16 protein-coding genes are annotated in these 16,763 nt (G+C 70.6%); 3 read left to right on the forward strand and 13 right to left on the reverse strand.

Annotated features, from left to right (window positions below):
• Positions 1–106 precede the first annotated feature (106 nt).
• The 4 genes from NA8_RS25465 to NA8_RS25480 form a co-directional block, all read right to left on the reverse strand.
• Positions 107–2,161, reverse strand: coding sequence for a 5-oxoprolinase/urea amidolyase family protein (locus NA8_RS25465; protein ID WP_084467083.1), 2,055 nt, complete (start codon positions 2,159–2,161; stop codon positions 107–109).
• Positions 2,158–2,772, reverse strand: a complete 615-nt coding sequence (locus NA8_RS25470; RefSeq protein ID WP_063052885.1) for an urea amidolyase associated protein UAAP2 — start codon at positions 2,770–2,772, stop codon at positions 2,158–2,160. The genes NA8_RS25465 and NA8_RS25470 overlap by 4 nt, the downstream gene beginning before the upstream one ends.
• The gene (locus tag NA8_RS25475) at positions 2,769–3,521 is read right to left on the reverse strand and encodes a DUF1989 domain-containing protein (RefSeq protein ID WP_063052886.1); all 753 of its coding nucleotides are present in this window, start codon (positions 3,519–3,521) and stop codon (positions 2,769–2,771) included. Before NA8_RS25475 ends, NA8_RS25470 begins: the two co-directional genes overlap by 4 nt.
• A gap of 85 nt (positions 3,522–3,606) precedes the next feature.
• Entirely contained in the window at positions 3,607–5,136 is a 1,530-nt protein-coding gene (locus NA8_RS25480) for an amino acid permease (protein ID WP_063052887.1), read from the reverse strand.
• A gap of 221 nt (positions 5,137–5,357) precedes the next feature.
• On the opposite strand from NA8_RS25480, the gene NA8_RS25485 reads away from it, so the two are divergent.
• Positions 5,358–6,032 (forward strand): TetR/AcrR family transcriptional regulator, encoded by a 675-nt coding sequence (locus NA8_RS25485; protein WP_063052888.1) that lies wholly within the window; start codon positions 5,358–5,360, stop codon positions 6,030–6,032.
• 3 nt (positions 6,033–6,035) lie between these two features.
• Here the strand turns inward: NA8_RS25485 and NA8_RS25490 are convergent, their stop codons facing one another.
• From NA8_RS25490 to NA8_RS25520, 7 genes are all read right to left on the reverse strand, one after another.
• Positions 6,036–7,544 (reverse strand): TerD family protein, encoded by a 1,509-nt coding sequence (locus tag NA8_RS25490; protein WP_063052889.1) that lies wholly within the window; start codon positions 7,542–7,544, stop codon positions 6,036–6,038.
• 69 nt (positions 7,545–7,613) lie between these two features.
• Complete coding sequence (locus tag NA8_RS25495) at positions 7,614–8,144, reverse strand: hypothetical protein (protein WP_063052890.1); 531 nt, start codon at positions 8,142–8,144, stop codon at positions 7,614–7,616.
• A 99-nt stretch (positions 8,145–8,243) separates the two neighbouring features.
• Positions 8,244–9,044 carry a family 1 encapsulin nanocompartment shell protein gene (locus tag NA8_RS25500; RefSeq protein WP_063052891.1) on the reverse strand — a complete coding sequence of 267 codons (801 nt, stop codon included), beginning with the start codon at positions 9,042–9,044 and terminating at the stop codon, positions 8,244–8,246.
• Entirely contained in the window at positions 9,041–10,093 is a 1,053-nt protein-coding gene (locus NA8_RS25505; RefSeq protein ID WP_063052892.1) for a Dyp-type peroxidase, read from the reverse strand. The genes NA8_RS25500 and NA8_RS25505 overlap by 4 nt, the downstream gene beginning before the upstream one ends.
• 56 nt (positions 10,094–10,149) lie before the next feature.
• A complete protein-coding gene (locus NA8_RS25510; protein ID WP_063052893.1) occupies positions 10,150–10,476 on the reverse strand; it encodes a cupin domain-containing protein in 327 nt (108 codons plus the stop codon).
• A 199-nt stretch (positions 10,477–10,675) separates the two neighbouring features.
• Entirely contained in the window at positions 10,676–11,182 is a 507-nt protein-coding gene (locus NA8_RS25515; RefSeq protein ID WP_063052894.1) for a dihydrofolate reductase, read from the reverse strand.
• Entirely contained in the window at positions 11,179–12,006 is an 828-nt protein-coding gene (locus NA8_RS25520; protein WP_063052937.1) for a thymidylate synthase, read from the reverse strand. The genes NA8_RS25515 and NA8_RS25520 overlap by 4 nt, the downstream gene beginning before the upstream one ends.
• 108 nt (positions 12,007–12,114) lie before the next feature.
• Between NA8_RS25520 and cobF the strand changes: the two genes are divergently transcribed.
• Together cobF and NA8_RS25530 are read left to right on the forward strand one after the other, a co-directional pair.
• Positions 12,115–12,858, forward strand: a complete 744-nt coding sequence (gene cobF, locus NA8_RS25525) for a precorrin-6A synthase (deacetylating) (RefSeq protein ID WP_063052938.1) — start codon at positions 12,115–12,117, stop codon at positions 12,856–12,858.
• Positions 12,859–12,918: 60 nt separating this feature from the next.
• On the forward strand, positions 12,919–13,788 hold the full coding sequence (locus NA8_RS25530; RefSeq protein WP_063052939.1) for an Fpg/Nei family DNA glycosylase: 870 nt from the start codon (positions 12,919–12,921) through the stop codon (positions 13,786–13,788).
• 9 nt (positions 13,789–13,797) lie between these two features.
• Here the strand turns inward: NA8_RS25530 and NA8_RS25535 are convergent, their stop codons facing one another.
• Together NA8_RS25535 and NA8_RS25540 are read right to left on the reverse strand one after the other, a co-directional pair.
• Positions 13,798–15,306 carry a carboxylesterase/lipase family protein gene (locus tag NA8_RS25535; RefSeq protein ID WP_063052895.1) on the reverse strand — a complete coding sequence of 503 codons (1,509 nt, stop codon included), beginning with the start codon at positions 15,304–15,306 and terminating at the stop codon, positions 13,798–13,800.
• Between the two features lie 13 nt (positions 15,307–15,319).
• A complete protein-coding gene (locus tag NA8_RS25540) occupies positions 15,320–16,756 on the reverse strand; it encodes a dihydrolipoyl dehydrogenase family protein (protein ID WP_063052896.1) in 1,437 nt (478 codons plus the stop codon).
• Positions 16,757–16,763: the final 7 nt, after the last annotated feature.

Below are 16,763 nucleotides of genomic sequence, written 5' to 3' on the forward strand. Positions count from 1 at the left end.
TAGGGCGAAATATGTCCTAAGTGCGCTCCTTGCCGCACGCCGCGGGCATCCGCTTATTCCGCGACCCGCGCTGAGCGAGCACGCCTTCAGGACCCGCGCCGGGAACCTACGCCGTGAGCTCACCCGCCGAGCGCCAGGAGTTGCGTTCGGCGGTGAATGCTTCCACCTGCTTCGCACGGAACTCCTCGATGGATGCGGCGTTCTCGGCGAGGAACGCCCGGTAATCCGCCAAGCGGAATTCGCCGTCCTCGGCCCGCACCCGGACGTTGCCCGCGGCGAAGTCGGCGCGCAGGTCGAGCAGTTCTTCGGCCTCCACGGGGTACCAGCGAATGCGATCGAAATAGCGGAGGAGCCAGGGGGTTTCGGCTCCTGACGCGGCGCGGTCCGCACCGGGGGCAACCGCGGGCGCCGCACCGGCTCGGTGATTCCATACCTGGGTGGTGCGCCCGACGAACTGGTAGCCGCCCGGCCCCTCCATCCCGTATACGCACAAGTAGGCGCCGCCGATGCCGACGGCGTTCTCCGGCGTCCAGGTGCGGGCGGGGTTGTACTTCGTGGTGACCAGCCGGTGCCGGGGATCGGTGGGGGTGGCGACCGGCGCGCCGAGGTAGACGTCGCCGAGGCCGAGCACCAGGTACTCGGCACCGAACACGGTGTCGTAGACCGCGGAGACCGAAGCCAAGCCGTTCATGCGGCGAATGAACTCGATGTTCCACGGGCACCAGGGCGCGTCGGAGCGCACGCCGTGCGTGTAGCGGGTGATCGCCTCGCGCGTGGACGGGTCGTCCCAGGACAGCGGCAGATGGACGACCCGGCTGGGCACGACCAGCTGGTCGGCGGCGGGCAACCGCGCCTCTGTCTCGGTGAGCAGGCCGAGCAGCGCGGAAACGGACAGGACGTGCGGATCGACCCGGATCTGCAACGAGCGGATGCCGGGGGTCAGCTCGGTCACCCCACGCACCCCGGCGGCGAGCAGGTGCTGGTGCAGGGCGTGCACGCGGGCGCGCAGGCCGAGATCCAAGGCCATGGCGCCGTATTCGACCAGTACGCCGTCGTGGCCGGCGCGTCGGTAGGTCACCGCGGTCTCGTCGTCGACCTCGGCGCGGCGCAGCACACCGTCGTCGCCGTCGCCGCCCGTTGACAGCACCGTCGGCCACGTGGCGCGGCGCGCGGGCCCGAGCTCCCGGACGGAGGCCGCGTGGTCGCCGCGCACGGGCACGAATCGCACGCTGTCGCCGGGCGACAGCTGACCCAGCTTCCAGCGGTCGGCCGCCACGACGGTGACCGGGCAGACGAAACCGCCGAGGCTCGGTCCGTCCGGACCCAACAGGATGGGAGTGTCGCCCGTGAAGTCCAGAGCGCCTATCGAGTACGGAGTGTCGTGGATGTTCGACGGATGCAGTCCCGCCTCGCCGCCGTCGGCGCGAGCCCATTCCGGCTTCGGTCCGATCAGCCGGACGCCGGTGCGGTCGGAGTTGAAGTGCACCTCGTAGTCGGTGCCGACGACGGCCTCGTAGTCGGCACGGGTGAAGAACTCCGGAGCACCGTGCGGGCCCTCGGTGACCGCGAGTTCCCAGCGCCGGGTGAGGACGGGTTGTTCGTCCATCGGCACCGCTGCCGTGATCCGGCCGTGGTGCGTGCCCAGTGGCAGCGAGTCACCGGCGCGCAACGCGGCGCCGGTGCCGCCGCCGAAGCGCCCGAGCGTGAACGTGGCCGCGCTGCCGAGGTATTCGGGCACGTCGATGCCGCCCGCGATCAACACGTAGCAGCGCATGCCAGGTCCGCGCACCGCTGCGACGTCCAGCACACCTCCCGCGGGCACCCGCAGCGTCCGCCACTGCGGCACGGCGACGCCGTCGACGGTGACCTCCGCCGGGGCGCCGGTGACGCAGACCCAGGCCGGTGCGGTGAACCGCAGCGCGGGGCCGCCGAGGGTGCATTCCAGTCCGGCGGCGCCCTCGTCGTTGCCGAGCGCGCGATTGCCGAGTCGGAAGGACAGATCGTCCATCGGTCCCGACGGCGGGACGCCGACGTGCCAATATCCGATCCGGCCCGGCCAGTCCTGCACGGTCGTGAGCATGCCGGGGCGAATGACCTCCACGCCGGGGCGCGCGGGTTCGGTCCGCGCCGTCCCGGCCACCGGTAGCTCGGCGACGGTCATCGCGACACCACCATGCGCACCGGGGTCGGGTCGAACCCGTTGCAGGGGTTGTTGATCTGCGGGCAGTTCGACACCAGCACCAGCGTGTCGATCTCGGCGCGCAGCGTGACCCGCTTGCCCGGCGCGGACCGTCCGTCCACGATGCCCAGCGTGCCGTCCGCCTCGACCGGAACGTTCATGAACCAGTTGATGTTCGACACCAGGTCGCGTTTGCCCAGCCCCCAGCGCAAGGCCTCGGTGAGGAAGTTCTCTACGCAAGCGTGCTGGTGGCGGGTGTGCCTGCCGTAGCGCAGCGTGTTCGATTCCTGTGAGCAGGCGCCCGCGATGGTGTCGTGGTTGCCGACCTCGTCGGCCACGACGGTCATCAGCGTGGCGCCCCCGTCGGTGCGCAGTGCGCTGCCGGTGGTGAGGAAGATATTGCGCTGGGCGGCGACGGTGGCCTGCGCGCTGTAGCGCTCGGCGTGATCGGCCGCCGAGTACAGCAGGCAGTCCACCGCCTGGTTGCCGTGCAGATCGATGATCTCCAGGTGCTCGCCCGCGTGGACCACGGCCGACCACGGCGCGCGGGCGGGGACGGTCTCGTCGAGCACGATGGCGCGGGCCGTGGTCATGCGGTTGCCTCCAGGGTCAGGGCGGCCGTCCAGGCTTGTTCGGTGTTCTGCACCGCCCGTAGGTATTCCGGGTCGTTGTTGACGGGTGTGGCGAGGTCTTCCGGCGCGGCCCAGGCGACGAAGTCGAGGTCCGTCGCGAGCCGGTCGTCCAGCGGGTGCGCGGAGTTGGCCACCAGCACGGTGACCGGTAGGTGCATGAGCAGATCGACGGAGGAGCCCGCGCCCGCACTACCGGTGGCGGTGAGCGCGCCGTCGTGCTCCACCCGCACGCCGCGGAAGAACGAGACCGTCGGCCCGATGTCGCGCGGCGCCAGCCCGTGTTTGGCGCCCGCGAGTCGCAGCAGATGGCGTGCTTCCGCGGTCGGCCCGCAGAGTGCGTCGTGGTGGCCGGAGGTGTCGTCGAGCACGGTCGCCAGCACCCGGCCCTGGTCCGACAGCAGCGGGTGACCGCCGCCCAGATACGCCTGCCACGGCACCTTGACCGTGTCGGCGACGTTCAGGCGCTCCCACGGCGCGTCGGTGCGCACCAGCAGCAGGTGCGCGCAGGCCGCGCCGTCCGGATCGGACAGGCGCACGCGGCTGCCACGTCCGAGGGCGATGTTCGTATAGCCGCCCGGCGGAATTCGCTGCCCTAAGGTGAGCTCGGCGGCGGAGATGCCCGCGGGCAGTGCGGGCTCCGCGATCGTCGCCGCCGCGGCCTGCGCCCGTGCGTGCGCTCGCGCGCCGGAGGTGTCCGCAGTGGTTGTCACGATGAATTCCTCTCGGAGATCGGTTGTTCGAAACGGCGACCGGGGTTGCGGCGGTGCCCGGCAGTGCACCGCCGCACCGGGGCGTTCAGGCCGGTTGCGGCGCGGGCTCGGCGCTCGCGAGACCGCGCGACCAACCGACCACGAAGCGATGCACCAACACGCCGACGGCGAGTACGAGCAGCACGAAAAGCGGTGCGGCCCAAAGCATCCACCAGCTTCCTCCGTCCGGGGCGTAGACCTCCGCGCGAGGCCAGGCGAGATTCACGACCATCGCGATGCCCCAGACCACCGCGAGCGCGTTGATCGGAATACCGAACCGGCCCAAGCCGAACAGTCGCGCGTCGGTGCCCGCGTCGGGCAGACCGGTGCACCGGCGGATCAGCAGCGGCACGGTCACCAGCAGGTAGGCCAGATACAGCGTCACGATGCAGACGCTCGCCAGCGTCGCGAAGATCGCGGCGTTGCCGAGATTGAGCACCAGCAGGCCGATGCCGAGCGCGCCGATCACGACGGCGGGCAGCACCGGCGTGCCGTACCGCGGATGCACCGCGGCGAGCCTGGCGGCGAACGGCAGCTTCCCGTCCCGCGCCATGGAGAACATCAGCCGCGAGCCCGCGGTCTGAATCGCCAGGGTGCACACGGTGATCGCGACCGCCACGCAGCCCAGCAGCACCTTGCCCGCCGGGCTGTCCAGCTTGGCGGTGAGCACGTAGGCCAGGCCCTCGGAGGACAGCGCGCCGTCGGACAGGCTCGGTGCGGCCATCAGCGCACCCAGCAGCATCAGCCCGCCGCCCAGCGCCGAGACCGACAGCGCGGTGAGAATGGTGCGCGGCGCGACCCGGCGCGGGTTCTTGGTCTCCTCGGAAAGCTCTCCCGCGGAATCGAACCCGACCATGACATAAGCCGCCATGAGCCCGGACACCAGGAACGCGGCCCAGTAGGAACCCGGCGCGGCCTGATCGGTGTGCAGCACCACGCCCGGTCCGCGCTCGGCGGTGGTGAAGAACAGCGCGATGATCGCGAGGACGCCGACGATCTCGACGGTGACGCCGATCGAATTGATCCGGGCCATCAGGTCGATGCCGAGAACATTGATCAGCGTGGTCACCACCAGCAGGATGCTGCCCAGCAGTACGGCGTTGGTCGCGCCGGACGGCGAGGTGAGCGCGGTGTCGGTGCCCACGAGCTGGAATCCGCTCCAGATCGATGGCAGCACCACCTGTAGGGCGATTGCCGCCGCCGCGGCGGTGACGATCTGCGCGATGATCATCATCCAGCCCGCGAACCACCCGACGAGTTCGCCGCCGAGCCGTCGGGACCATTGGTAGATACACCCCGAGATCGGGTAGCGCGCGGCCAGTTCGGCGAAGTTGAGCGCGACGAGGAACTGTCCGGCGAACACGATCGGCCAGGTCCAGAAGAAGGCGGCTCCGCCGAACGAATAGCCGAAGCCGAAGAACTGGAAGATCGTCGTGAGGATCGAGACGAAGGAGAAGCCTGCCGCGAACGAGGCGTAGCGCCCGAGTTTGCGGTGCAGGACGGGCTGGTAGCCGAACCGGGCGAGGTCGGCGCCGTCACCGGTGAGATCGGGGGGCGGGGCGAGCGTGGTGGCCATGGGCGGTCCTTCGGCGAGCTGCCAATAACTATCAGACGACAGTTTTGCGGCCGCGATCGCGCTTTCGGTGACCTGTGTGTATCGCTTCGGCGACCTCCGGTAACTTCTGCGTTGCCGTTATTTCTATCAAGTGACAGAAAACGCACCGGGCGTTGTTCCCGGCTCGTGCGTACACCGGCCCGCACCGGAGCGTCCCCGCGCCGACCTGCCAGAATGGGCCGGTGGCAAACCTCGGTCCCGGACGGCCGCGCGTCGAACAGCGGCGCCGACGCGGATCGACGCCGCGCGCCGAGATCCTCGACGCCGCAGGCGAACTGTTCACCACCAACGGTTATGCCAACACCTCCACGCGCGCGATCGCCGACGCGGTCGGCATCCGCCAGGCTTCGCTGTACCACCATTTCGCGGCCAAGGACGACATCCTCGACGCGTTGCTCGCCGGAACCGTCGCGGCGCCGATCGAATTGGCCGAGCGGCTGCGCGCGGCGCCCGAGCCGGTGCCGGTCCGGCTGTACGCGCTGGCGCTGTTCGATGTGCGGCAACTGTGCGCTTCGCGCTGGAACCTGGGTGCGTTGTACCTGCTTCCGGAGTTGCGCACCGAGCGCTTCGCCGCGTTCCGCCTGCGCCGCGACGAATTGCGCGGCCACTACGAGGCTTTCGCCGTGCAGGTGCTGTCCGAGTGCGCTGCGCCGAGCGCGCCGGGCACCGAGTCGCTGCCGTTCCGATTGGTGGAGACGGTGATCGGCATGCGCTCCGACGAAGGCGCCGCGCCCAGGTACGCGGAGCGAACCATCCCCGGGGCGGTGCTGCGCACACTCGGCTGGTCCGGCGATCTCGACGCGATACGGGCCGAGGCGGTCGTGCTACTGGACCGGCTCGCGGCGCCCGCTGCCTGATTCTCAGGACTTCCCGGTGCCCCGCACCCAGTCCAGTCCCCAGGCGTAGGCCTTGTCGACCTCGGTCACGCCCCAGCGCGGACGGTTCGGCGGCGGCGGGACGAAGCGGCCCTCCCTGCGCACCACCAGCTCCGTGCCGGTGTTCTCGATGAGCGCCAGCACCACGTCCCGGGAGCCGTCCGTGCAACCGTCGACGCTCAACTCGATCGGCGGCGCGGCTGCCGGGTACAGCGTCGCGGTAGCCCCGATACCGCGGAAGTCGGCCGCGCCGTCGTAAAGGGTGGCGAAGAGCAGGATTCGACGGAAGTCGGCTCCATGGCCGAGATCGATCTCCAGGTTCTCCCCGGCCGCGCTCGCCCCGGACCGGTCGTCCGCGTCCAACCGGATGAACGGCGGCCGCTCCAGCGACCCCGAATCGCCGACCGAACGGATATCGCCCTTGCGCCCATCGGCCAGTTCCCAGAAGCAGCACAGATCCAGATCCACCGCGCCGCTCGCACCCTGCGGCGAGGCCCAATTCAGGTTGACCCGCATGATGCCCGCGGTCGCGCCGTGGGCGGTCAGCGACACCGAGGGACACTCTTTCGTCAGAGAGAGCTTGCCGAAAGACTGTCCCGCTGACGCCGCCCGTGCAGGAGCGCTGTGCCCCGCTGGTGCGGGGGCGTACTGGCCCGGCGGGTAGTGCCCGGACAGCGACGAGTGATGCCCCGGTGCCGGATATCGGTTGAAGTGAGTTGATGCGGGCGGGTTCTGGCCGTAGGACCGACACCCGCCCGGCGGTGCGGTAGGGCTTTGCCAGGTCGGCGCGCCGGAATGACCGGCTTCGAAGGGAATCGGCGCGTCAGGCGGCATGGCCTGATCCGGTTCGGTGGAGCCGGATCCGGGGGGTTGCCCCACGAGCCGACCGGGCTCCGGCGGTGCGGCCCCGGACGGTGGTGGTGGCGTGAACTCATGCGAAGGTGCGGGCGGCGGTGGCGGAGGCATGTATCCGTGTGGCGGCGCGGGCGCCTCGTCCACGGAGATCCCGTAATCGGTGGCGAGTCCGGCCAGACCGGAGGTATATCCCTGGCCCACCGCGCGGAACTTCCACCCCCCGTCGCGCCGGTACAGCTCGCCGAGCACCACCGCGGTCTCGCTCGTCGCGCCGATACTCTCGAAGCGGGCCACCTCCGCTTCGCTGCCCACCTCCACCACGCGCACGAACAACCCCTCGAGCCGCCCGACCGCGCCGCCCTCGGTGGACGCCGCGATCACGATGCCGTCGACCTGCGGCTCGACCCGCGCCAAGTCCGCGGACAGCACGTCCAGCACGATCGGTCCCGGCCGCTTGCCCTCGTGGCGGACCGCCCCGGACGGGTGATCGGGCTGGTTGTAGAACACGAAATCGAGGTCGGATCGCACCTTGCCGGATGCCACGAGCAGTGCGGAGGCGTCGGCGTCCGCCCCGGCCGCCCAGCCCACGTCGATCCGGACGGTGGAACTCGGCACGGGCACATTGGCGCCCTTCGGCATGGACACGTCTGTCAACGTAACCGAAACCGGCGCACGGCGTCTCGCATCGGCGCGTTCGGCCGTCGCGTCTCAGTGGGTCGGCGGCGCGATCTGCCAGTGCTCCTGTAGCGCGCCCGCGATCTGCGGGAGCACGGTCACCGGAATGCGCTTGCGCCGCAGAATCGCCCTGATCTCCGTGACCTGATCGCGTTTGCGCAGGTCGTAAGCGCCCGCGACGGGACGGACCACCGGCGGGATGGACAGCAGTACCAGCTCGCCGTGCGGCTCGTCGCCGCCGGACAGATCCAGCGCCAGCGACCATCGGGAACGCTCGTCGAGGGTGAAGCGCCCGGCCACCACCCGGTCCCACGAAATGCTGGAGACCGTCCACGGCTTGCGCCGGTAGATGGCGTGGTCGGTGAGCACGATGGCGTCCCTGGTGAACAACGCGGCGAGCACCGCGATACCGACGACGGCTCCGGCCAGCAACCCGGTGAACACCCGGTTCACCCCGAACGCGGCGACGAACGAGCCGCAGATCGTGACGGTCGCCAGGATGCCGGACACGCTGTAGAGCGCGGCGCGCTGGGTCGGGACCACACCTGCCCGCACCGTTGTCATCTCACCTACCTGCCTCGGGCGCATTTCCGGCTCACGCTACCGCGTCGCGCACCGGCGCACACCTGGCGGTTTCCCAGATGTGGCCGATGCGCGCGGTGCTCAGACGGTGAGCGGGACCGCGGCCTCCGCGGTGTACACCAGAAACGTCAGGCTCTGCTGGAAGTACAGCTGGACCGAGGTGCTGTCGTGCGACAGGTAGCCGACGGACAGGTCCTGCCCGATGCGCAGATCGAAGTCGCCGCCGCGGGTGGTGAGCACGATCGCGCCGTCGATGGCGGGGGCCCAGATGATCTCGCCTTCCGGGATCAGGCGCTCGATGTGCGTGCGGATCATGTGGCCGTGGTCGGATGTCTCGCTGACCGCCGTGAACAACTCGGCGCTGAGCAGCACCGAGTACGGTCCGTCGACGCCCGCCAGCCGCAGCGCGCTCAACGCTTGCGCGATCGCCTCGGGGACCAGCCGGGTGTCGCTGGGCAGCGTGATCGGCTCGTTGGACGCGCTCGCGCGGATGCCGGTGATGTGCGCGGCCGGATATCCCTCGAAGATCGCCCGGTCCTCGGCGAACGCGATCTTCTTCGCGGCGTCCTTCACCGGATCCAGGTCGGCGTCCTGGGCGCCGCGCTCCACGTTGTCGAGTTCCTCGCGGGACAGCGTGAACGGCACGCGCAGTTCGACCAGCGGCGCGACCACCCGCTGGCGGGCGAACACTCCGGAGCCGGGGGAGTCGATCGGTGTGGTGTGCCCGGTGCCCACCGCGGAGTAGTCGATGCCGTGCGGGCCGGAAAGGTCGACGACGCGCCGGCCCGCGATGTGCCGCTTGAAGGTGCGCGTCGCCTCCTCCTCGATGGCCGCCCATGCCTCGGAGGTGATCGGCGCTAGTTCGCGATGGAGGTTGTTCATGACCGGGTGCTCCTTTTCAACGAGCCGATACCGAGGGCGCCGTTGCCCGAGGGCACGGCGGTGCCGGACCGTTCTGCCGAACCGGCTGTGTCCACCGGCGCCGCGGTTTCCGCCGTCTCCCGTGGCGCCGGTGGCAGATCGTCGAGGAAATCGACGGTGGGTGCGAAGAACGAGGTGCCGGTGAGGGCGACGGAGAAATCCAGGATGCGGTCGTAGGCGGCCGCGCCGGTGCCGAGGAACATGCGGGTGAGCATGCGCTCGGTGACGCTCGGCGTGGCCGCGTACGCGATGTAGTAGGTGCCGAACACCCCCTCGCGCACGCTGCCGAAGGGCATGTTGCCGCGCAGGATCTGGCGTTCGGTGCCGTCCGGATCGATCAGCGTGTTCACCTCGACGTGCGAGTCGGCCGGCTTGATCTCGTCGGGGAGTTCGAAATCGTCCAGTTTGGTGCGGCCGATCACGCGCTCCTGCTCTTCGACCGACAGCGCGCGCCAGTCCGCCAGCGGGTGGGTGTACTTCTGCACGATCACGTAGCTGCCGCCGGCGAATCGCGGGTCCTCCTCGCCCACCAGCGCGGCCGCGGCGGCCGCGCGGCCCTCCGGGTTCTCGGTGCCGTCCACGAAACCGAGCAGGTCGCGCTGCTCGAAATAGCGGAAGCCGACGGTCTCGTCCACGATGGTGCCCGCGCCCGCCAGCCGGTCGCCGATGGCCATGGCCAGTTCGAAACAGGCGTCCTGCACTTCGGACTTGATGTGGAACAGCAGGTCGCCCGGTGTCGCGGGCGCGGTGTGGCGTGCGCCGACGAAACCGGGGAACGGATGCAGCTCAGCGGGTTTCGGACCGGCGAAGAGGCGGTCCCAGGCGTCGGACCCGATCGATGTGACGCAGGTCAGGTTCGCGCTCGGCAGGCGGAAGCCCACCGAGCGGCGCAAGCCGGTGATGTCGGCGAGCAGGTCGCGGACCGCCGCTTCGCCGCCCTCGTCGATCGTGGCGACCAGAAAGATCGCGGACGGCGTGAGCGGTTCGAGGATCGGCTGCGGCTCACCCATGATCGACACCCTAATGCCCGGCCGGTCCGGCCGCGGTGCGGACCCGCACGGGGTGGCTACATCGCTACGGTCAGCAGGAACGCGACGTCGTCGATCGCCTTGACGCTGTGGCGCGCCTTGGGCACCACGATCAGGTCGCCTTCGGAGCCTTTCCATTCGTTGGCGCCGCTGAGCAGAACCAGTGTGCCGCTGAGCACCAGCAGGGTGGCCTCGCCGGCGTTGTCGTGCTCGGCCAAGCTGTGCCCGGCCTTCAAGCCGACCACCGTCTGCCGCAGCGAATGCGTATGGCCGCCATAGAGTGTCTGGGAACTGCGCCCGCTCGTGGCGATGGTCGCCAGCTTCAGTTGCTGGCGCGCTACCGCAGTCAGCGATTTCTTTTCCATGGACCGCCTTTCGCAGATCACCACAGCCGATGCCGGGCTGGTGGCAAACGGCTGGAGGCGTTCGGCCGGACGCGCGTCCGGCCACCGCATATCGAGGAGTATGCCCGAGTCGGCTGCGGCGCGGGCCGGGTTTCACCGGCCCCGGTCCTGACGTCGGCGTTCACGGCCGTACGCGGCGTGGCGCCCACCGGGTGCGCCGCTAGGCGCGTCGCTGCCGGGTGTAGTGCCGGATGCGGAAGCGCAGACCGGTGGCCGAGTTGCGCCAGGGCTGCGGGGCGTCGGGCCGCCACTCCGGTCCGATGGACGGCGCGAACGCGTCGCCCTCGACCGTGGTGTCGATCTCGGTGACGCTCAGATCGGTCGCGAACTCCAGCGCGACGCGGTATATCTCACCGCCGCCCGCGACCCAGACCGCGTCGGGGGCGCAGGCGGCCAGCGCTTCGGGCACCGACGACGCGCGCTCGGCGCCTTCGGCCGACCAGTCGGGCTGCCTGGTCACCACGATGTTGCGCCGACCGGCCAGCGGCCGGAACCGCGGCGGCAGTGAGTCCCAGGTCCGGCGGCCCATCACCACGGGATGACCCCAGGTGACGTCCTTGAAATGCGCCATGTCCTCGGGCAGCCGCCAGGGAATGGAGTTGCCGAACCCGATCACCCCGTCCAGGGTCTGCGCCCAGATGAGCCCGATCGTGCGGCGTTCGCTCACACCGCCACCGGGGCCTTGATGGCCGGATGAGGGTCGTAGCCGACTACTTCCACGTCCTCGTAGCGGTAGTCGAACAGCGTCGGGGCGGGATGCAGCCGCAGCGTGGGGAACGGGCGGGGGTCGCGGCTGAGCTGCTCGGTGACCTGGTCGAGGTGGTTGTCGTAGATGTGGCAGTCCCCGCCGGTCCAGATGAAGTCACCGGGCGCCAGCTCGGTCTGCTGGGCGACCATGTGGGTCAGCAGCGCGTAGCTGGCGATGTTGAACGGCACGCCGAGGAACAGGTCGGCGCTGCGCTGGTAGAGCTGGCAGGACAGTCTGCCGTCGGCCACGTGGAACTGGAAGAACGCGTGGCAGGGCGCCAGCGCCATCTTGTCCAGGTCGGCGACGTTCCAGGCCGAGACGATGATGCGCCGGGAGTCCGGGTCGGTGCGCAGGGTTTGCAGCACCTGGGCGATCTGGTCGACGTGGGTGCCGTCCGGGGTCGGCCACGACCGCCACTGCACGCCGTAGACCGGGCCGAGCTCGCCGTCGGCGTCGGCCCATTCGTCCCAGATGGAGACGCCGTGGTCGCGCAGCCAGCCGACGTTGGAGTCGCCGCGCAGGAACCACAGCAACTCGTAGACGATCGACTTCAGGTGCACTTTCTTCGTGGTGACCAGCGGGAAGCCCGCCGCCAGGTCGTAGCGCAACTGGTGGCCGAAGATGCTGCGCGTTCCGGTGCCGGTGCGATCGGCCTTCTTCGAGCCGGACGCCAGCACCAGCCGCAGCAGGTCCTCGTACTGGGTGTCGGGGGCGGAAGCCGGATCGAGCGCGTCGTGAGCCACGTTCGGCAACTCTAGTCTTCGCTGTCGAGCGCGCGGCGAGCCGATCGGGTGCGTCTCCGGCCGCGCCTGGCGACCATGGTCTTCCGCCCGCCTGGCAAGCTCGAGCCCATGCGCAAGCTCTACGTGATCGGCATCGGCGCCGGTGATCCCGACCAGGTCACCGTGCAGGCGGTCAAGGCGATGCGGCAGGTCGAGACGTTCTTCGTGATCGGCAAGGGCGAGTCGAAACGGGAACTGGTCGACGTGCGGACGGCGATCCTGGACGCGCACACCGACCGGACCTACCGGATCGTCCCGATCGCCGATCCGCCGCGCGACCGCACGCCCGCCGACTACCTGGACGTGGTCGACGACTGGCACGAACGCCGGTCGGCGCTGCTGGAATCGGCGTTCGCCGCGGCCGAGGGCGTCGGCGGCATCCTGGTCTGGGGTGATCCCGCGCTGTACGACAGCACGCTGCGGATGGTCGAGCGGGTGCTCGCCCGCGGTGTGGTGCGCTTCGAGTACGAGGTGATTCCCGGCATCACCAGCGCGCAGGCGCTGGCCGCGCGGCATCGCGTCGTGCTGCACGGGATCGGCGAACCGGTGCGCATCACCACCGGCCGCCGCCTGCGCGAGGAGGGCCTCGGCGCCGAGAACGCGCTGGTGATGCTGGACAGTGACTGCTCGTTCACCGCGATTCCGGACGCGGACGTGCACATCTGGTGGGGCGCCTACCTCGGTATGCCGGACGAGACGCTGATCGAGGGGCCGCTGCCCGCCGTGCGGGACGAGATCGTCCGCCGCCGCGGCGAGCTGCGCGAGCGCAAGGGCTGGATCATGGACATCTACCTGCTGCGTCGCGGCGGGTGAACCGCTCGCTCCGACGCGAGAACCGCCGGGTTGTCGGTGGGGCTGGGTAGTCTGGTGCCCGTGCCAGAGCTACCGGAAGTGGAGGCGTTGGCGCAGTTCCTCCGGGAGCATGCGGTCGGCGCCGTGATCGGCCGCGTCGATGTGGCCGCCCTCAGCGCCGTCAAGACGTTCGAGCCGCCGATCACCGCGCTGTCCGGTCGCGACGTTACCGGAGCGGGGCGCTGGGGCAAATTCCTCGGGATGGAGTGCGACGGGCTGTGGCTCGTCACGCATCTGTCGCGCGGTGGCTGGCTGCGCTGGATCGATGAACCGAGCCCGACGCCGCCCAAGCCGGGCGGCAAGAGTCCGCTGGCGCTGCGGGTGCATTTCTTCACCCCCGAAGGAGCGACGCCCGCTTTCGATCTGACCGAGGCGGGCACGAAGAAGCGGCTCGCGGCGTACGTCGTGGCGGACCCGAAGGCGGTGCCCGGCATCGCCCGGCTCGGCCCCGACGCGCTGGAGGTGACCGAGGCCCAGTTCGCCGACATCCTGCACGGCACCTCGCAGCGGATCAAGACCGCGATCGTGGATCAGGCGCTGCTGGCGGGCGTGGGCAACGCCTACTCCGACGAGATCCTGCACGCCGCGCGGATCTCGCCGTTCGCGAACACGAAGACCTTGCCCGCCGACAAGGTGGCCGAGCTCTACACCGCCATGCGCGCGGTGCTCACCGACGCGGTGCGGCGCTCGGTCGGCCAGGACGCCGCCCGCCTCAAAGGCGAGAAGCGTTCCGGCATGCGGGTGCACGCCCGAACCGGGCAGCCATGCCCGGTCTGCGGCGACACCGTTCGCGAGGTCTCCTACGCCGAGCGGTCCTTCCAGTACTGCCCCACCTGTCAGACCGGCGGCAAGATCCTCGCTGACCGGCGGATGTCGCGCCTGCTGAAGTAGCGGCCCGGCTCAGGTCAGCGTGGGGACCCGCACGCCCTGCCAAGCGAGTCGTTTCGCCCGGTCCGGGTCGTGTTCCACACGCGTGGGGTAGTCGATGATCAACGTGGACCTGCGGGCCTCCGTGTAAGCGGGCCAGGACGGCAGCGGAGCCCCGGTGCGGGCGAAAGCCAGCCAGTTGTCCTGGAACTGATCGGTGACCGCCCGCAGTCCGCGCCGCCCGCCCGCGGCGGTGAAGGCCCGGCCGACCGGAGTGTCGCCGATGCCGAAGACCGCGATGAGGTCGGTCGCGTGCGTGGCGCCGAGCCCGGCCAGCTGCAGCGCGCGCGGGGCGAAGTCGTAGCGGTAGGCATAGGTGGGCGCGTGCCTGCTGTGCCCTTCCATGACGGTCAGCGAAGGACGCCAGAAGGTGTAGTCGCCGCCCGCCTGGATCGCGGCCTTCGGCTGGGGATAACCGGGATATGCCGCCGCGATCCGTGATTCGGCCTCGGCGTCGCGCCCGAGCGCGGTGCGCAGCCGGTCGGCGGTGGTGGGCAGTTCGTCGGCGAACCGGGCGAAGAGCGTGCCCTCGTCCCGGTTCGTGCCGATGATCAACGGCACCTGGTGCGCGGAGCCCTCGGCGATCGCGTCGACCGGGGACAGCGGCAGGAACTCGCCGTCCACCACCGGGCACACCGGAAAGGCGCCCGGTTGTTCCCGCACCACCGCGCCGATGGTGCGATCGACGGCGCGGCGGATGTCGTTGGCGCCCGCGGTGCGCAGCACGGTGTGCGCGGTCTCCGGCGTGGCGCCCAGCGCGGCGATACAGCGGCGCGCGAAGCCGCGGGACTCCTCGGGAGTGATCGCCCAGTCGGCGGGCGGGCTCTGCGAAATGGCCCGATGGAACAATCCCTTGGCCGCCGGGGTGGCCAGCAGACCCAGCGCGGCGTGCGCGCCGGCCGATTCGCCGAAGATCGTCACGTTGCCGGGGTCGCCGCCAAAGGCCGCGATATTGGTGCGCACCCACTCCAGCGCGGCGAGCTGATCACGCAATCCGAGGTTCGAGTCGAAGGGATGCTCCGCGGTGCCGAATTCGCTGAAATCGACATAGCCGAACGCGCCCAACCGGTAGTTCAGCGAGACCACCACCACGTCGCCGCGCAGCGCCAGCCGCGCGCCGGAGTACAGCCCGAGCGCGGAGGTGCCGATGAGGTAGCCGCCGCCGTGGATGAAGACCAGCACCGGGCGCGGGCTCGCCGCCCGCGTAGCGGGCGCGGTGACATTCAGTGTCAGCGCGTCCTCACTGGTCACCTGGTAGGCGCGCGGCCCGATCCGCGCCCCGGAACGGTGCTGCATCGCCGCGGAGGTGAATTCCGTCGCCGCCCTGACGCCGGACCACGGTTCGACCGGCTGTGGAGCGCGAAATCGCAGGTCCCCGATCGGAGGAGCCGCGTAGGGAATGGACCGCCAGCGAAGTACGCGGCGGCCCCGGAGGCCGCGGACGATTCCGTCGGCGGTCGCGATATCCGTTGTTGCCACCATCTGCAAATGGTAGCTACGGGCGCCGCGCCTCCAACAGGCGCAGCCAGAACTCACTGACCGCCGGGAAGGCAGGCACGGCGTGCCAGAGGATGGACAGCGGCACCCGGCCGACGACCGCGATCGTCGCCGCGTGCAATTGCTCGCCCACCTCGGGGCCGACGAAGGTGGCCCCGAGCAGCGTGTCGGTGGCGCTGTCGATCACCAGCTTCGCGTGCCCGGCGTAGTCGTCGCGTGACAGCGCCGATCCGGCCACTGCGATGTCCAGTTCGACGGTCTCGACCGTGTGCCCGGCGTCGCGGGCCGCGGCTTCGGTCAAACCGACGGAGGCGACCTCCGGCGCGGTGAACACCACCTGCGGCACCTTGCCGTGATCGGAACTCGCGACGAATCGCGGGTCGTCCAGCGGCCTGCCCTCCATTCGTGCCGCGATCACGTCGCCGCACACCCGGCCCTGGTACTTGCCCATATGCGTGAGCGCGGCGCGGTGGTTGAGGTCGCCCACCACATACAGCCACTCGCCGTCGACCTCGCGGGCGGTGAGATGGTCGTCCACCGCGACGTATCCGTCGGGCAGCCCGACCGCGTCCAGGCCCAAGCCCTCGGTGGCGGGTGCGCGTCCGGCCGCCACCACGATCTCGTCCACCTCGAGCGCCGACTCGCCTTCGGGACCGCGCAACCGGACCGTGGCCGGACCGCCGTGGATCCACCCTTCACCGGTGTCCTTCGAGACCGGACGCTCGACCGCGGCGGGCTGGGTGCCGAACCGCACCCGCACCCCGGCCTCGGACAGCGCCCCAGCGACCAGATCGCGCGCGAACGGCTCGGCTGCGGCCAGCAGGGCCGAGCCGCGCACCAGCAGCGTGACCTCGGCTCCGAGCGCGGCCAGCCAGGTCGCCGCCTCGGCGGCCACCACGCCGCCGCCCACGACCGCGACCCGGCGCGGCACCTCGTGCAGATTGGTGACGTCGCGGGACGTCCACGGCAGCGCGGCGCGCAGGCCTGGCACGTCGGGAACGTTCGCGGTGGTGCCGGTGGCCAGCACCACGGCGTGGCGGGCGCGCAACCGCCGCCCGGCTACTTCGACCGTGCGCGCGCCGGTCAGGCGGCCGGTGCCGCGCACGACGTCGATGTGGTTGCTCTGGGCCCAATCGACCTGGGTGGAATCGTCGTGGTCGTGCACGAAGGCGTCGCGCCGCCGCAGCACCGCCTCGACGTCCAGGCCGGTGGCCGAGACGCCCGGCATCGCCCGCGCGGCCGCCAGGACATGGCCCGGCCGCAACAGCGCTTTGCTCGGAACGCAGGCCCAGTAGGAGCATTCGCCGCCGACGAGTTCCCGCTCCACGATGGCGGCCGTGCGGTCGCTGCCCGCGACGGCGTAGGCGGCGGCGTTCTCGCCCGCGGGCCCGCCACCGATCACGATGACGTCGTAGTCGGTCGCTGCGCTCGACATCGCCGCG

It is taken from the genome of Nocardia arthritidis NBRC 100137 (assembly GCF_001612765.1).
GTDB classification, from domain to species: Bacteria; Actinomycetota; Actinomycetes; order Mycobacteriales; family Mycobacteriaceae; genus Nocardia; species Nocardia arthritidis.

What these genes read in the sequence shown, in the direction of transcription:
- NA8_RS25465 (WP_084467083.1), bottom strand. Translation starts at nt 2,161, where the DNA reads ATGACCGTCGCCGAGCTACCGGTGGCCGGGACGGCGCGGACCGAACCC.
- NA8_RS25535 (WP_063052895.1), bottom strand. Translation starts at nt 15,306, where the DNA reads ATGGTGGCAACAACGGATATCGCGACCGCCGACGGAATCGTCCGCGGC.
- NA8_RS25505 (WP_063052892.1), bottom strand. Translation starts at nt 10,093, where the DNA reads ATGGGTGAGCCGCAGCCGATCCTCGAACCGCTCACGCCGTCCGCGATC.
- NA8_RS25500 (WP_063052891.1), bottom strand. Translation starts at nt 9,044, where the DNA reads ATGAACAACCTCCATCGCGAACTAGCGCCGATCACCTCCGAGGCATGG.
- NA8_RS25490 (WP_063052889.1), bottom strand. Translation starts at nt 7,544, where the DNA reads ATGCCGAAGGGCGCCAATGTGCCCGTGCCGAGTTCCACCGTCCGGATC.
- NA8_RS25495 (WP_063052890.1), bottom strand. Translation starts at nt 8,144, where the DNA reads ATGACAACGGTGCGGGCAGGTGTGGTCCCGACCCAGCGCGCCGCGCTC.
- NA8_RS25470 (WP_063052885.1), bottom strand. Translation starts at nt 2,772, where the DNA reads ATGACCACGGCCCGCGCCATCGTGCTCGACGAGACCGTCCCCGCCCGC.
- NA8_RS25510 (WP_063052893.1), bottom strand. Translation starts at nt 10,476, where the DNA reads ATGGAAAAGAAATCGCTGACTGCGGTAGCGCGCCAGCAACTGAAGCTG.
- NA8_RS25540 (WP_063052896.1), bottom strand. Translation starts at nt 16,756, where the DNA reads ATGTCGAGCGCAGCGACCGACTACGACGTCATCGTGATCGGTGGCGGG.
- cobF (WP_063052938.1), top strand. Translation starts at nt 12,115, where the DNA reads ATGCGCAAGCTCTACGTGATCGGCATCGGCGCCGGTGATCCCGACCAG.
- NA8_RS25480 (WP_063052887.1), bottom strand. Translation starts at nt 5,136, where the DNA reads ATGGCCACCACGCTCGCCCCGCCCCCCGATCTCACCGGTGACGGCGCC.